This is a genomic window from Nocardia sp. NBC_00511 (assembly GCF_045161165.1).
In the GTDB taxonomy this organism is placed as follows: Bacteria; Actinomycetota; Actinomycetes; order Mycobacteriales; family Mycobacteriaceae; genus Nocardia.
This window is the reverse complement of the sequence record NZ_CP107849.1, coordinates 8757871-8773035: the sequence shown is the minus strand read 5'-3', so window position 1 is coordinate 8773035 and position 15165 is coordinate 8757871. Positions and strand designations below refer to the sequence as shown.

Here is a 15165-nt window from a genome sequence, read left to right as displayed (position 1 = left end):
GTAGCCTTGTCGTCACGAGACACGGCAGGAGGTAGACCGCGATGTCAAATCCGTCAGCCGATGCCGTGCCGTTGCCGGAGCGAATGACCTGGGACGAACTCAATGCCCTGCCCGACGAACAGGCAGCACGGATAGAGCTGGTCAAAGGACGTCCAGTGTGGGTCAGGACCGGCCCACCGGAGCACCAGCGATTTGCTACTCGGGTACGCAACGCGCTTGAGGTATGCGCACGAGAGTCCATGCGGGAGCGGCTCGGCGACTGCTGGCAGGTCGATACCGAAACAAATGTCTTCCTGAGCCCGGCCAAGGATGACTTCCTGACCCCCGACTTCATGCTGTACCACTGCCCCGACGAGCCGTGGACTCCGATCTTCGCCCCCGACGTGCTGATAGTCGGCGAGGTGCTGTCACCGTCGAATCACATTCGGCAGATGCTCGCCAAACAGGCCCGCTACGCGGACGCCGGCATCAGCGAGTACTGGGAAGTGATCCTGGACCGCGCGGGCCGTCGAATCGACACGGTCCTGACCTACGCGTTGTCCACACCCGGCGGCCTCCCCGAAGGTGTGACCCCGCTGCGTCCCCAGCAGTATGCGCTGGTCGGTGAGTGGTCACCCGATGTACATCCGGCCATCGAGCTGACCTACCCGTTCCCCATCGTGCTGAATTGGACCGACCTCGAATACTGAGCACGGCGCGACTACGGCCGACGCTCAGGCACGGACTCCGCCGTGTACCTGCTCGAAATGCTCGGTCCACGGTTGCTGGCGTTCTTCAGTGGTCATGGCGAGCAATCGGTGCAGCTTGTCCCAGGCGTCGGCCTCGGCTGGCGTCCAGATCTGTACCCACGCACCGGCGATGGAGGGTAGGGACATGCTGGTCATGTACATCTCGAGGTCGCCGATGGCGAGGTTGCGGATGATTCTGGTGCGGCCCAGGGGCAGTGCTACATCGTTGCGTGCCCAGAGTTCCGCGAAGTGTGAGCTCTGCTGGACCAGATCATCGATGAACCGAACCCATTCGGGGTCGCCGAGATTGCGGGCGTACGCCGACCGTAGGTAGCCGACCATGCGGGCCAGGTGGTCGGGGTGTGAGTAGGACGGGTACGGGGTGCAGCACTCCGCGCCGAGGAACGCCTTGCGCAGGACATTGCGCGAGCCGGTCATGAACGTCGGATACATCACCTCGTAGGCGTTGTTGTTGGCGAGCACGTCGTACTTGGCCGACATGAGGATGGCGGGCAACGGATTCAGATGATCGAGGATGGTCTGTATTTCCTCGTGGATCGGTTCCGCCACCATCGCAACCGGCGCGGTCGGCACATCCGCCAACCGGTACAGATGCGAGTGCTCCGCACCGTCCAGGGCCAGCGCCCGCGCGATCGCATCCAGCACCTGCACACTGCAATTGATGTCGCGCCCCTGCTCGAGCCACGTGTACCAGGTGACCCCCACCCCGGCGAGCTGCGCCACCTCTTCCCGCCGCAACCCCGGCGTCCGCCGCCGCGAGCCGGCGGGAAGCCCCACGTCCTCGGGCGCGATCCGCGCCCGCCGCGACTTCAGGAACGCCGAGAGCTCCTCTCGCCGCACCTTGCGCACTGCCCGCGAATTCCCATTGCGCGCAGCCGCTTCCGTGACGATCTCCGGGAGATCACCGACGCTCGATCCCGACACCATCCCTACATCATGACCGCCCCCGGCACTGGTATCCAGGTGGCATCAGTACCCGGATGAGCGGCTCCTCAGCACCGGAACCACGGTTCCCGCCCAGGCTGGAGGATTGCTATAGCGTGTGACGATGCCCAGGCTCTCCGACGTCCTCCGCGACGGCGCGCTTCGGGTGGTGCGCAGCTTCGGACGCGTTGCGGAACATGACGCGTCCGCGCTGCACGGCCGTGCCGACAGGCTCGGCGACGTCGCCGAAAGTGCTGGAGAGAACGACCTTCGGATCGCGAAGACGGTCGATCGGGCAGACGGGTCGGCGGGCCAGCCGCGCCGGATCGAATCGGACGGTCGGCCACCGATCGCCGTACCGGATCTCTCGTCGGTGCCGGGTGTGGATGAACTGCTGCGGGTCCCTACCCTGGACAATCGCTGGCTGCGCGAACAACTTTCCGGTTTGGAGCAGCGGTACGGCCCCTACCGAATGCGGATCACCGACGCGTCGTACTTCGGCCCCAAGACTTCCGGCGGCCCCGCGGTCACCGGCTTCAGATTCAACGGCGACATCGTCGACGATGCCGGGCAGCGCGTCGGCAGACTCGAATGGCACATCAACACCGACCAGGGCACGACAGTCGCATTCAACACCCACCTGCGCTTGGAACCCGCCGCCCGCGGCCAGGGCTTCTCGAAATCCTTCACCACCGCGATCCGCGACTACTACCGCCGCTCGGGCGTGAACCGCATGGAACTCCACGCCGTCCAGGACGGCTCCGTAGCCTGGGCGCGAGCAGGTTTCGACTTCGACCGTGACCCGGCAAAACTGGCCCGGACGGTATCCAGCCTCCGAGAACGAATCGCCGCCATCCACACCGACCTCTCCCCCGCCGACCGCAAACAACTCACCAAGGCCGTGAAACACCTCGAACGAGGCGGACCAGGCTCCCCCACAGCCCGCGACCTCGTCGAATTGACCGGCGACGACCCGAAACTCGGCACCAAGCTGATGAAAGGCACGTCCTGGCACGGCGTCCAGACCCTGTCCACCTAGTCCCGCAGCGGCCCGATCGCCGCGAGCACGACAGTCGTTGGGCCAGCTGGAAATTCGCTCAGCGTGTCACCGAAAGCCTTCTGGCGTGTCTCATTACACGCGAATATCATCGAACATGTGAACGAAACCGCTGCTGACAGCCTCAGCGCCACCGAACTGGTGGCGCGGCTGCGCGCGGTGCACTCGACGATCGCTGTAGCCCAAGCCGAAGAAGTCGCGTTGATGACCGCGCTCTACCGGATGCGCCGCACCCAGCAACTCCAGCGCGGAGTACGCGCCGTCTACGCGGGCGAGGACGCCGCCACCGAAATCGGTGTCGCCCTGCATGTTCCACAACGCCACGCCGACAACCTCATCGCCCTCGGCCTGGGCCTCGAACACCGGTTGCCGTGCACGCGTGCAGCATTCGAAGACGGCCGCATCGACCTGCTGCGAGTACGGGCCCTGCACGAGGTATTCCGCAATGTCGACGCCGAACTCGTCGCGGCCCTCGAATCACGCATCGTCGCCTACGCCGAAACCGCCGACCCGTCACGGGTCAAGCGCACCCTGCGCCGCTGGCTGCTGGAAACAGACCCCGCCGGACAGGCCGAACGCCGCAAGACCGCCGAAGCCGACCGGTATGTCAACGTGACTGCCGCCGACAACGGCACCGCCGTCTTGGATGCGGTGTTGCCCGCTGCCGACGGTGTGGCTCTCTACGAACGCCTGCGGGAGATGGCGCAAACCCATTGCTGCGCTGGCGATCCCCGGACCAGCAACCAACGTCGCGCTGATGCCCTGATCGCCCTCACCACCGGGGCCGGTCGGTTGAGTTGCGGGTGCGGCCACCACGACTGCCCACGCGCCACGCTCCCGGCCGTACCAGCACGTAAAGCGCTTGTGCAGGTGGGTGTTTCCGCGCACACCCTCGCCGGGTTGGCCGACAACCCTGCTCTGCTGGCCGGTTTCGGTGCGATCGACGCCGACCTGGCACGCCAGTTGGCCCGCCACGCCCGCTTCGAGATCATCCCCGAACACCCCAGCAGCATCGAGCCCACCGGGCACGCTACCGTCGACGGCCGGGCACGTCCGGCAGACACCAGCCATAGCCGACAGGCTGCGGTCAACAACCGGGCGCGCCCGACAGGCACCAGCCACGCCAGGCAGGCCGCACCCGAACTCCGGGCCGCCACCCCGATCAGCACCGGTGAGCAGGTATACCTGGCCGCCGCGGGCGAGATGCGCTACCGGCCCAATACTCGCCTGGCCCACCGCATCCGCGCCCTCGATGGCGGCTGCCGCGCACCCGGATGCGCGATCCCCGCCGCAGCCACCGACATCGACCACCAAGACCGCTACAACCACCGCTCACCCGAATCCGGTGGCCGCACGGTCGAATCCAACCTCGGCTGCCGGTGCCGACGCCACCACCGCACCAAAACCCTCGCCGACAACGGACTCAACGGATGGAAAGTCATCCACCACCCCGACCGACGCGTGGAATGGCGCAGCCCGTCAGGTGGATCGATCACCACCACACCCGAGGGAGCGAAGTTCCTGTTCCCCAACACACCGGTACCGCCGGTCACCGTCACGGGCATCCAAGCACCGGAACCGGTTGAGCCACTGTTGAATCCGGGCAGAGCGGTCAACGAACTCACCGAACTCCTCCACGTCTACCACCCACCCGCACAACGACGACTCGCACGCACCGCCCGCTCTGCTCGTGCCCGTCGAGAATCCGGAGCGACGCGACAGGCGTCGACTATCGACATGCCCGAGACTCGGTATGCCGACCCGGCACCGTTCTAGCTTCTGTCCTCCGAGCTCAGGTCCTGTCTTCCGGTGAGGTGAAAGGTCCGCCTGGTTCGATCGATACCTGTAAGCATCCTGCGGTCTCGCGTCCGCGGATCGTTTGTCGGCGGTGCGGAGTAGCTTCAGCGCATGGCACTGCACTGGAAGCTGGTCATCGACAGTCGAAACGCGGCCGTGCTCGCGGACTTCTGGGCCGACGCCCTGGAGTACGTGGTGGAGGACCCGGGCGCGCTGATCGGGCAACTGCTCGCCGCGGGCCACCTCGGGCAGGACGCGGTGGCGAAGCACCAGGGTCGCACGGTCTTTCGCGGCTACGCGGCGATTCGGCATCCGGACGATCCCTTCGACCCGGCCAGCGGCGTCGGCCACGGTCGCCGCATCCTCTTCCAGGACGTACCGGAGGACAAGTCCGGCAAGAACCGCCTGCACATCGATATCCACAGTGAACCCGGCGGCCTGGACGACCTGGTCGCCCGGTTGGAGAAGGCTGGGGCAACACGCATCCGGGAGGTGGACCGAGGCCCCGCCGGGCACTGGTGGATCATGGCGGACCCGGAAGGCAACGAATTCTGCGCTGCCTAGGGCTGCACTCCGCCCTGCGGCGGAAGCGGTGACGCACGGCGCGCGTACGTGGCTTCCGGGCTCACCGTGATCACATCGAGTTGCCGTACCAGCGCCGCCGGCACGCGATCGTCCGCGAAATGGGCTGTGCCGGGCACGATCACCGCTTCCGAATCCAATCGGTTCGCCTGGATTCTCAGCCTGGCCAACGGTGGCCGACCGCTGGCAGGGTCGTAGACCACGATCCCGGCCAGGTCGTAGCCGAGCCGGACCGCCAGCGCCCGGATCTGAGATTCGTCCCAGAGCTGGCCGATCCCGGACACGTCCGTACGCAGGTATCCCAAACAGGTTGGCTTGTAACGCATTACCGCCCCTCCATCGTGTTCACAGTCGTGTGCGATCGTCGGATGGAATTGGAGGAAGGCCCCGCACGAGCCGATGTCCTCGTCGCCGTCTCCGGTCAACTCGAGGACTCCGCCTGGAAATTCGACCAGGCGCGCGCACTCGGCTACCTCCCGATCCAGTTGCCGGTGGAGCTCCGGGAAACCTCCGTTCTGCTGTGCCATGGCGATATAGTGACGCCCCCGAGGGGCTGGGGAGTCTCCGACCGAGTGTGTTCCGCGAAGAGTCCGGAAGGCCCAGCACGATTCCTGCGCACCTCGTACTCTGATTCCCAGAATGGGAAACAGCAGGCCACACCGTTGGGAAACCAGGGGGGACTGAGATGCCCAGCAAGGCAAACCTCACCGGCACAACGCTTCCGCGTCGACAACTGGGCAAGGCACTACGGGATGCGCGGCAGGCGCGCGGGATGACCCTGGATCAGGTAGCGCGCGAAACCGAGAACAGCAGATCCACCCTGAGCAGGATCGAACTCGGACAATACGACAAGATCAAAGTCCGTGAGATCGAGTACCTCTGCCGGTATTACTCCCTGCCGGAGGCTCAGACCAGCTACCTCACGAGCCTTGCTTCACAATCGAATACAAAGGTCTGGTGGCAGGACTATCGGCACCTGCTGATCCCTGGGTTCAACACGTATCTCGAACTCGAGTCGTACGCAAACCAATTCAGGATCTACCAACCACTCATCGTTCCGGGGTTGCTGCAAACAGCGGACTACGCACGTACTATTCAATGCCTCTTCACACCCGACGACCCGTCAGCGGAAATCGACAAGCGAGTCGAGCTGCGGATGCAACGATCTGCGCGCCTCACCCGCCAACACTGGCCGGTACGTGCGGAATTCTTGTTGTACGAGACAGTGTTTCACGCGCTGGTCGGATCCAGCCGGACGATGGCGGCTCAATGTCGGCATGTCGCGGACATGAGCACACATGAGAACATCACGGTCCGCCTCTTGCCCTTCGCGGCCGGCCTGCCAACCGGGACCGTGATCCCTCCGTTCCTCATCCTCGAATTTCCGGAAAGCGAGCCATCCGTGGTCTACACGGAGGCAGCAATAGGGTCGATGACCTTCGAAGATGAAGAAGACGTCAAGCGCTTCCACGCGCTGTATCGAACCCTCCGACACGCCGCACTGGAAGAACAGCCGTCTCGGGACCGAATCCGAAAGATAGCAAGGAGATACGAACAGTGACGATCGACCTAACCGGCGCACACTGGTTCAAAGCGTCATACAGCGGCGGAAGCAACGAGTGTGTCGAAATCGCTTGGATCGCAACCGATCACGTCGGTGTACGTGATTCCAAAGACCCGACGGGATCAGCGATAGTTTTCACTTCCAATGAATGGAATACCTTCACCCTGGGCATCAACAGCGGAGAGTTCAACTCTCCCAGCTGATTTCGAAGGGAGCCGGATCGCGGCGAGCGGCACTCTGGGCATACAGCGCGTAACCATGTCCGGGCACTCCGAGGTCCCCGACCTGGCACGGCGTCCAGATGCTGTCCGCCTGACCCGCGGTGCTCCGTATCTCGGCACCGGGATCCAGGTGGTGCCGGTACCCGTATAAGCAGGCTCCTGTTCCAAGGTGTCGGGGCGGCAGACGATCATTCACATGACTCAGAGCCTGACCCAATCTTCATCGGTGACGGCGGCTTCCGCTTCCGTCGGTAGGCGGCCGGTTGCCGTGCTGGCCGTTATTCTGCTCGGACAGTTCATGGCCGTGCTGGATGCTTCCATTGTCAATGTCGCCATTCCTTCGATGCGAATCTCGTTGCATGCCAGCGGTTCCGAGATGCAGTTGATCGTTTCCGGGTATGTCATCGCGTATGCCGTGCTGCTGGTGACCGGGGCCAGGCTGGGGGATCGGTTCGGGCAGCGGAATATGTTCATTGCTGGGCTGGCGTTGTTCACTGTTGCTTCGTTGGCCTGCGGCCTGGCGTGGAATGCGGGGGCGCTCATCGTCTTCCGATTCCTGCAAGGGGTGGGGTCGGCGACCATGGTGCCGCAGGTGATGACGCTCATTCAGCGGACGTTCACGGGGACCACACGGGCTCGCGCACTTTCGGCGTATGCGGCCGTTATCTCCGGTGGCATGGTTGTCGGGCAGATCGTGGGTGGGCTGATCGTGAGCAGCGATATTGCCGGGACCAGTTGGCGCGGAGTGTTTCTCGTGAATGTGCCGATCGGGCTGGCACTGCTGGCGGTCGCGCCGGGAATCCTGCCCGGGATCACCGCTCGGGTGGATCGGAAGCTGGATCTGGCCGGGCTCGGCGTGCTCACCGCTTCGGTGCTGCTGCTGGTGGTGCCGCTGGTGCTCGGGCACGAGCAGCACTGGCCGCTGTGGACTCAGATCGCGCTGGCCGCAGCCGCATTCGGCTTCGCCCTCTTCGCGCTGGTGGAACGTGCTGTGCATCGGCGAGGTGGTGAACCGCTGTTCGCTGACCGTGTCTTGCGCACGCCAGGCCTGGTCCTCACCGCCGCGACGCTGCTGTTGGTGATGACCACCTTCGGTGGCTGGCTGTTCGTCATCGCCATCCATCTGCAATCCACACTGGGCTACAGCGCCATTCACGCGGGGCTGGTCTTCTTCCCCAACGGCGTGGCCTTCGGCCTGATCAGCCTGAACTGGTCGCGAATCCCGGCCCGATTCCACGCGATCATGATCCCGGCGGGGCTGGCCATAGCCGCGATCACCACCGTCATCATGGGCCTGCTGCTGCGCGACGGCGGTGGCTTCGGCCCCCTCGACCTCACCGTCTTCACCATCATGGGCCTCGGCTACGGCCTGTCCTTCAGCCCGCTGATGGCCCGCACCACCGCCCGCATCCCCCTGGCCCTGGCCGCCGACGCCAGCGGAATCCTCGTCACCTGTGTACAACTCGGCGTCGTGATCGGCATCGCCACCTTCGGCTCGATGTTCCTGAGCCTGGCGGGCACCAGCATCCTGTCGGCCTCGCACGCGGTCGGCATCACCGCCATCGCCGAGGGCATCACCGTCGCCGTGGCGGCCGCCCTGGCCGTCCGCGCCGCCCGCTGACGAAGTCGTTGGGGGCGACCCGAATCCGAGAACGCGAACCGGTAGCCGAACAGGCCGGTTCGCGTTCTCGCGTCGGCGACTAGGCCGGTTGCTCCGCGCCCACCAGACAGCAGCGGGCGTAGTCGATGACGTCCAGGGCGTCGGGCGAGGGCTCCTCGTCGGCGAGGTGGGCCAGGTGGTCGAGGGCGTCGTCGAGGCGGGGGTCGGGGCCCTCACCGGCGAGCAGGACGACGATGGCCTCCCAGGTGGCGATGGTCGGATCGGGTTGGGCGAGTAGCTCTTCGAGGTAGGCGCCGGGTTGTAGCAGGCGCAGGGCGCGGCGGGCGTAGGCGTGGACGCGCTTGGGGAGTTCCTCGCGGATCACCGAGACGTCACCGGTCAGGACGTGGCCGGGGGCGTCGGTGTCCAGGCGCAGCGACCAGGGTTCGGTGAGGGCGGGCGGCAGGGTGTCGGCGTCGATCACGCCGGGGCCGGTGGCCGCTTCCAGCGGGGCGACCGGCAGGCCGTCGCGGGTGTCGCGCCAGGCCCGGAATTCCCACCAGGCCAGCGGGGTGGCCTGCACACGCAGGCCGAAGGTCAGTTCCTGCTGGCCCGCGGTGAAGGAGCGCAGCGTGCGGGTGCGTTCGACCACGGCCACGCCACCGGGGTCGGTTCTCACCCAGCGCGGGTCCTCGCCTTCGAACCCGTAGGGTTCCAACAGCTTTCCGGTATCGCGCATGAGGCGGCGCAAGGCCGAATCCGGTCTGACCATCAGGGCAGATTATCGGGGCGGACCGACAGCTTCGGGAAAGAGCGAGACCGCCACGCCCGGACGGATCCGTCACAATTCGGGACCGGCACGCCCCCGGCCGGTCGCGCGGCCGGAGGCGTGGACGGACTCAGTTGACGGTGACCGCCAGCGTGGCCGCGGGCGTCTGCCCCTTGGTGGCGTCGTAGCTCAGCACGTACGCGCCGGTGCCCGGGGACGCGACCACGAAGGTGGCCAGATCCTTCGGATTGTCGATGGTCTGGTTGCGGTCGAGCAGCTCGTCGATGAAACCGCGCTGGTCGGCGACCAGACTCTGACCGTCGGGGGTCTTGATCGAGAAGTACTCGGTGAAGATATTCGCGCCACCGTCGGAGATATCGCCGCCGCCAATGAGTTTCACGTGCAGGGCGAGCTCCATCTTGCCGCGCTCGTCCTTGGTGTAGCTGGGGGTCAGGGTGGCCCCGGTGACCTGCACGGTGGTGTGCCCCTGCACCAGGGTGCCGGTGATGGGCAGCGTCTTGGGCTGGATGCTGTCGACCTTCGCATCGGCCTTCAGCGGGATCTTGGTCTGGTTGGCGCTGGCGGGGCCGTACACCAGGGTGAGGGTGTCGATCAGGTGCCCGGCGTCGCCCAGCTTCTTCACCGAGGTGGTGACTGTGCCTGCGGCCGAACCCTTTCCGGGCACGGTCGGGTCGGTGAAGTCGGCTCCCCCGTCGATCTGATCGCCGACCTGCAGGGTCGGTGTCACGCTGATCATCTTGTCGTCGGTGGTGTTGTTCTTGTACGTGATGTCGATGGTGACGCGGGCGCCGCCGGAGCCGTCGGGCACCACGGTGGCCTTGTCGACGGTGATGTCGAAGCCGTCGTACCAGCCGGTCTTGCCGATCGCCTTGACCGTCGACTGCGAGTTGCTGCCGCCGGGGCTGGTCGAGGCGCCGGTGTCGCCCGTCTGACCGGGTCCCATCCCCGCCGCCCCGACCGCGCTGGTCGTCGGCGCGGCCACCGGGGTGTCCTTGTCATTGCATGCCGTCAGAAGTACCGCCGATGTGGCGATGAGTAACGCCGCACCAATGGTGGTGAGTTTCGATCGCACAGCTGCCTCCCAGAAAGATTGCCATCTCAGTGCACGACACCCGGTCCCCCCGGGCATGTGATTCGCAAAGAAATCCCCGCGACGCGCGTGAACGTTAACCGGCGGACAACTCACGCCTATGCACTGAATTGCATAGTACGTCCCGTAGCAGTTATCCTGGCCGCATGGCCCTCGAACACGCACTACTGGTGTCGCTGACCGAACGCGCGAGTTCGGGGTACGACCTGGCCCGGCGGTTCGACAAGTCGATCGGCTTCTTCTGGAACGCCACCCACCAGCAGATCTACCGCGTCCTCAAGCGGATGGACGAGCAGGGCTGGGTCATCCCCGAAGCCGTCGTGCAGGAGGGCCGCCCCGACAAGAAGGTCTACACGGTCTCCGACGCCGGTCGCGCGGAATTGGTCCGCTGGATCGCCGAACCGGCCGACCTGGAACCCATGCGCAACGAGCTCGGCGTCAAGCTGCGCGCGGCCTCCCTCGGTGACGTGCCCGCACTGCTCACCGAGGTGAAGCGGCACCGCGACCAGCACGCGCACCGCCTCGACCTGTACCGCGCCTTCGAGAAGAAGGACTACCCCGCGCCGGATCAGCTCTCCGGCCCCAAGCTGCACCAGTACCTCGTGCTACGCGGCGGCGTCCGCGTGGAGGAGGGCATCGTCGACTGGTGTGAGGAAGTAATCGACGCACTCACGCGCGACACAGCCCCGTCGCCGGCGTCCGACACGAAAGGCACTCAGGGATGAGCGCTTACCCGCATCTGTTCGAACCCCTGGACCTGGGATTCACCCGGCTGCGCAATCGCGTGGTCATGGGTTCCATGCACACCGGTCTCGAGGACCGGGCCTGGCACATCAACCGGCTGGCCGCCTACTTCGCCGAAAGAGCCCGTGGCGGAGTGGGTCTCATCATCACCGGCGGTTACGCGCCCAACCGCACCGGCTGGCTGCTGCCCTTCGGCGCCAAGCTGACCAACAAGACCGAGGCCTACCGGCATCGCGCCATCACCAAGGCCGTGCACGCCGAGGGCGGCAAGATCGCGCTGCAGATCCTGCACGCGGGCCGCTACTCCTACATGCCCACCAGCGTCTCCGCCTCCGCCATCAAGGCCCCCATCAACCCGTTCAAGCCGCGGGCGCTGTCGGGCAAGGGCGTCGAGGCCACCATCGACGATTACGCGCGCTGCGCGGCCCTGGCCAAGTTCGCCGGGTACGACGGCGTCGAAATCATGGGTGGTGAAGGGTATTTCATCAACCAGTTCCTGGCCGAGCGCACCAACAAGCGCAAGGACAAGTGGGGCGGCTCGCCCGAGAACCGCCGCCGCATCGCCGGTGAGATCGTGCGCCGGGTGCGCAAGGCGACCGGGCCGGACTTCATCATCGTATTCCGGCTGTCCATGGCCGATTTCGTGGAGAAGGGCCAGACCTGGGACGAGATCGCCGCCGTCGCAAAGGATGTGGAGGCCGCCGGAGCCACCATCATCAACACCGACATCGGCTGGCACGAGGCCCGGGTGCCCACCATCGTGACCTCGGTGCCGCGCGCCGCGTTCGTCGAGTGGACCGCGAAAGTCAAGGACATCGTGGACATTCCGGTGTGCGCGTCCAACCGCATCAATATGCCGGAGACCGCCGAGGAGATCCTCACCCGCGGTGACGCGCACCTGGTGTCGCTGGCCCGCCCGCTGCTCGCCGACCCGGAGTGGGCGCGCAAGGCGCAGGAGGCCCGCGCCGACGAGATCAACACCTGCATCGCCTGCAACCAGGCCTGCCTGGACCACGCCTTCCAAGCCAAAACTGTTTCCTGCCTGCTGAATCCGCGCGCCGGACACGAGACCGAGCTGCAACTGCTGCCGACTCGGCGCACCCGCAGGTTCGCGGTCGTCGGTGCGGGACCGGCCGGGCTGTCGGCCGCGGTCAGCCTGGCGCAGCGCGGACATCACGTCGACCTGTTCGAATCCGACGACAAGATCGGCGGCCAGTTCGACATCGCCCGCCGCATCCCCGGCAAGGAAGAGTTCAGCGAGACCATCCGCTACTACACCCGGCAGATCGAGATCTCCGGCGTGCGTTTGCATCTCGAAACCCGCGCCACCGCGCAGCAGCTCATCGACGGCGGCTACGACGAGGTCATCCTGGCCACCGGCGTGAAGCCGCGCATCCCCAACATTCCCGGCATCGATCACCCGAAGGTGCTCACCTACGCCGAACTGGTGCGCGAGGGCAAGCCGGTCGGCAAGAAGGTCGCCGTGATCGGCGCGGGCGGCATCGGCTTCGACGTGAGCGAATTCCTCACCGTCGAAGGACATCCCAGCCTGAAGCTCGACGAGTGGAAGGAAGAGTGGGGCGTCTCCGACGACCCGACCGTACCGGGCTTCGTCACCACCCCCAAGCCCTCCCCCGCCGCCCGCGAGGTGGTGCTGTTGCAGCGCAAGGCGTCGTCCTTCGGCAAGGATCTGGGCAAGACCTCGGGCTGGGTGCACCGGGCCGCGGTCAAGGCCAAGGGCGTCGAGCAGATCGGCGGCGTGAACTACGAGCGCATCGACGATCGCGGCCTGCACATCAGCTACGGCGAGGAGCGCAAGCGCCCGCAGATCATCGAGTGCGACAACGTGATCCTGTGCGCCGGACAGGAATCCGTGCGCGAACTACAGGAGCCGCTGGTCACCGCGGGCGTCAAGGTGCATCTCATCGGCGGGGCCGACCTGGCCTCGGAACTCGACGCCAAGCGCGCCATCAACCAGGGCACCCGGTTGGCGGCGGCCCTGTAATGCCGAACCTCACCCGCCTGGGACTGCCCGGAGACGAGCAGTCCTGGGCGGCACTGGGTTTCACCGTCACCGACGGGCGAATCCGGATCGGGGCCGTCGAGTGCACGCTCGGCGGCCCCGGTTGGGGTTTCGACGAAATCCGGGCCGCCCCTGAGCAACTCGGTGTGCCGTACCTGAAGCCCGGCGACGCGCTGCCTCCGGTCGCGCACCCCAACGGGGTGACCATTGTCGACCACGTCGTCTACTGGGTGCCGGAACTGGACGCGGCCGTCACCGATCTGACTGCGGTACTGGGCATTCCGCCGCGCCGCCGCTTCTTCCCGCGCGGCCCGGAAGGCCCCGAGATGGCCTTCTACCGGGTCGGCGAACCGTTCATCGAGGCGGTCACCTCCGGGTCCCCACCCGCCCTCGTCGGCGTCGCCTTCCTGACCCCCGATCTCGATGCCGCGGTGGCCGCGGTGCGCGCGGCGGGCGGTCCGATCGGCGACCCGAAGAACGCCGTGCAGGGCGGGCGCATCGCCAGCGTCTGGCACGGCCACCTGAACTGGGGCATCGCCTTCATGGAGCCCAAGCCGCGCAACTGAACTGCCGACCCATTGACCCGTTTAAGCGAACATGCTTAATTGGGAGTCGAGTGCCGTCCTCATCGCCGAGGGCGGCATCGACCGACGGGAAAGAGTTCCGCTATGGGCAAATTCAGCCGGGCCGAGCTGGAAGAGGCGCTGCACCACTACGTCGAGGTGGTCGATCGCTGCTCGGCCACCGAGGACTGGTCCCCCTTCGCCGATCTCTTCACCGAGGACGTCGAATACATCGAGCACGCCTACGGCATCATGCACGGCCGCGAGGAAGTGCGCCGCTGGATCGTCAGCGTCATGAAACCCTTCCCGCAGATGCGCTTCCCGCACGAGTGGATCGCCTTCGACGAGGACAACGACGCCATCGTCATCAGCATCCGCAATGTCCTCGACCATCCGACCGAAGCCGGCGTCGAATTCTGGTTCCCCAACATCAGCCGCATCGTCTACGCGGGCGACGGCCTGTTCGCCAGCGAGGAGGACACCTACAACCCCGCCCGCGACGCCCCGCGCGTGGTCGGCGAATGGGTGCAAGCCGGTGGCGTGCTGCGTTCCGCACCCCAGGAACAGATGAAGCACGTCTTCACCCGCTAGTCACCGACGCCTCGGCGCACTCGACAACGTGGGTGCGCCGGGCATCGGTAGGCTCTGGGCCGTGAGCCTGCCTGCACCCACCGCCGACAACCGTGCCGTCGTCACCGGATCCTCCTCCGGGATCGGCGTCGCCCTCGCCGAAGAGCTTGCCTCGCGCGGCTACTCGCTGATCCTGGTCGCCCGGCGCGGCGAGCTGCTCGCCGAACTGGCCGAGAAGCTGACCGAGCGGTACGGCATCACCGCCGAGGTCCGCGCCATCGACCTCTCCGATCGCGAACAGCGCGCGCCGCTGGCCAAGGAACTGGCCGCCCGCGATATCGCCATCCTCTGCAACAACGCGGGCGTCGCCACCTTCGGCGCGCTCGCCAAGCTGGATCTCGACTACGAGCGCGACATCATGGAACTGAATGCCGTTGCCGTACACGACCTCACGCTCGCGGTGCTGCCCGGCATGCTGGAGCGACGCGGCGGCGGCATCCTGATCACCGGATCCGCGGCGGGCAATATGCCGATCCCGCACAACACCACCTACGCCGCCTCCAAGGCGTTCACCAACACCTTCTCCGAATCGCTGCGCGGGGAGCTCAAGGGCACCGGCGTGAACGTCACGCTGCTGGCCCCCGGCCCGGTCCGCACCGACAACCCGGACCAGGAGGAGATGGGCAACAAGATCCCGGAGTTCATCTGGGTCACCGCCGCCCACACCGCCAAGATCACCATCGACGCGCTCGGCCGCAACAAGATGCGGGTGGTCCCGGGCCTGATCAGCAAGGGCATGAGCTTCGTCGGCCAGTTCGGGCCCCGCTCGATCACCTCGATGGTGGCCGGGGCCGCCTACAAGAAACTGGGCGAGTGACCGTCGATTCGGTC

Annotated in this window: 16 protein-coding genes; 12 read left to right on the top strand and 4 right to left on the bottom strand. The window is 66.2% G+C overall.

Annotated features, from left to right (window positions below):
• The first annotated feature begins 41 nt into the window (after positions 1-41).
• Positions 42-689 carry a Uma2 family endonuclease gene (locus OG300_RS40875; RefSeq protein WP_405490612.1) on the top strand — a complete coding sequence of 216 codons (648 nt, stop codon included), beginning with the start codon at positions 42-44 and terminating at the stop codon, positions 687-689.
• Between the two features lie 24 nt (positions 690-713).
• Here OG300_RS40875 and OG300_RS40870 read toward each other — a convergent pair whose 3' ends face one another.
• Positions 714-1676 (bottom strand): helix-turn-helix transcriptional regulator, encoded by a 963-nt coding sequence (locus OG300_RS40870; RefSeq protein WP_405490610.1) that lies wholly within the window; start codon positions 1674-1676, stop codon positions 714-716.
• A gap of 121 nt (positions 1677-1797) precedes the next feature.
• Here OG300_RS40870 and OG300_RS40865 point away from each other — a divergent pair, with 121 nt between their 5' ends.
• From OG300_RS40865 to OG300_RS40855, 3 genes are all read left to right on the top strand, one after another.
• Positions 1798-2712 carry a hypothetical protein gene (locus OG300_RS40865; RefSeq protein ID WP_405490608.1) on the top strand — a complete coding sequence of 305 codons (915 nt, stop codon included), beginning with the start codon at positions 1798-1800 and terminating at the stop codon, positions 2710-2712.
• Positions 2713-2829: 117 nt separating this feature from the next.
• A complete protein-coding gene (locus OG300_RS40860) occupies positions 2830-4506 on the top strand; it encodes a DUF222 domain-containing protein (protein WP_405490606.1) in 1677 nt (558 codons plus the stop codon).
• 132 nt (positions 4507-4638) lie between these two features.
• Positions 4639-5091 carry a VOC family protein gene (locus OG300_RS40855; RefSeq protein ID WP_405490604.1) on the top strand — a complete coding sequence of 151 codons (453 nt, stop codon included), beginning with the start codon at positions 4639-4641 and terminating at the stop codon, positions 5089-5091.
• Here OG300_RS40855 and OG300_RS40850 read toward each other — a convergent pair.
• The gene (locus OG300_RS40850) at positions 5088-5636 is read right to left on the bottom strand and encodes a hypothetical protein (protein ID WP_405490602.1); all 549 of its coding nucleotides are present in this window, start codon (positions 5634-5636) and stop codon (positions 5088-5090) included. The genes OG300_RS40855 and OG300_RS40850 overlap by 4 nt on opposite strands.
• A gap of 158 nt (positions 5637-5794) precedes the next feature.
• Here OG300_RS40850 and OG300_RS40845 point away from each other — a divergent pair, with 158 nt between their 5' ends.
• From OG300_RS40845 to OG300_RS40835, 3 genes are all read left to right on the top strand, one after another.
• A complete protein-coding gene (locus tag OG300_RS40845; protein ID WP_405490600.1) occupies positions 5795-6670 on the top strand; it encodes a helix-turn-helix domain-containing protein in 876 nt (291 codons plus the stop codon).
• The gene (locus tag OG300_RS40840; protein ID WP_405490598.1) at positions 6667-6876 is read left to right on the top strand and encodes a DUF397 domain-containing protein; all 210 of its coding nucleotides are present in this window, start codon (positions 6667-6669) and stop codon (positions 6874-6876) included. Before OG300_RS40845 ends, OG300_RS40840 begins: the two co-directional genes overlap by 4 nt.
• 286 nt (positions 6877-7162) lie before the next feature.
• Positions 7163-8515, top strand: coding sequence for an MFS transporter (locus OG300_RS40835; RefSeq protein WP_405490597.1), 1353 nt, complete (start codon positions 7163-7165; stop codon positions 8513-8515).
• Between the two features lie 79 nt (positions 8516-8594).
• Here OG300_RS40835 and OG300_RS40830 read toward each other — a convergent pair whose 3' ends face one another.
• Together OG300_RS40830 and OG300_RS40825 are read right to left on the bottom strand one after the other, a co-directional pair.
• The gene (locus OG300_RS40830; RefSeq protein WP_405490595.1) at positions 8595-9266 is read right to left on the bottom strand and encodes a hypothetical protein; all 672 of its coding nucleotides are present in this window, start codon (positions 9264-9266) and stop codon (positions 8595-8597) included.
• A 127-nt stretch (positions 9267-9393) separates the two neighbouring features.
• Positions 9394-10266, bottom strand: a complete 873-nt coding sequence (locus OG300_RS40825; protein WP_405490591.1) for a hypothetical protein — start codon at positions 10264-10266, stop codon at positions 9394-9396.
• Positions 10267-10520: 254 nt separating this feature from the next.
• On the opposite strand from OG300_RS40825, the gene OG300_RS40820 reads away from it, so the two are divergent.
• From OG300_RS40820 to cmrA, 5 genes are all read left to right on the top strand, one after another.
• A complete protein-coding gene (locus OG300_RS40820; RefSeq protein WP_405490589.1) occupies positions 10521-11099 on the top strand; it encodes a PadR family transcriptional regulator in 579 nt (192 codons plus the stop codon).
• Complete coding sequence (locus tag OG300_RS40815) at positions 11096-13123, top strand: FAD-dependent oxidoreductase (protein WP_405490588.1); 2028 nt, start codon at positions 11096-11098, stop codon at positions 13121-13123. The genes OG300_RS40820 and OG300_RS40815 overlap by 4 nt, the downstream gene beginning before the upstream one ends.
• The gene (locus OG300_RS40810; RefSeq protein ID WP_405490587.1) at positions 13123-13707 is read left to right on the top strand and encodes a VOC family protein; all 585 of its coding nucleotides are present in this window, start codon (positions 13123-13125) and stop codon (positions 13705-13707) included. Before OG300_RS40815 ends, OG300_RS40810 begins: the two co-directional genes overlap by 1 nt.
• Positions 13708-13809: 102 nt before the next feature.
• Positions 13810-14295: a nuclear transport factor 2 family protein gene (locus tag OG300_RS40805; RefSeq protein ID WP_405490586.1), complete on the top strand. Its 486-nt coding sequence runs from the start codon at positions 13810-13812 to the stop codon at positions 14293-14295.
• A 61-nt stretch (positions 14296-14356) separates the two neighbouring features.
• On the top strand, positions 14357-15151 hold the full coding sequence (gene cmrA / locus OG300_RS40800) for a mycolate reductase (RefSeq protein WP_405490585.1): 795 nt from the start codon (positions 14357-14359) through the stop codon (positions 15149-15151).
• The last annotated feature ends 14 nt before the right edge of the window (positions 15152-15165 follow it).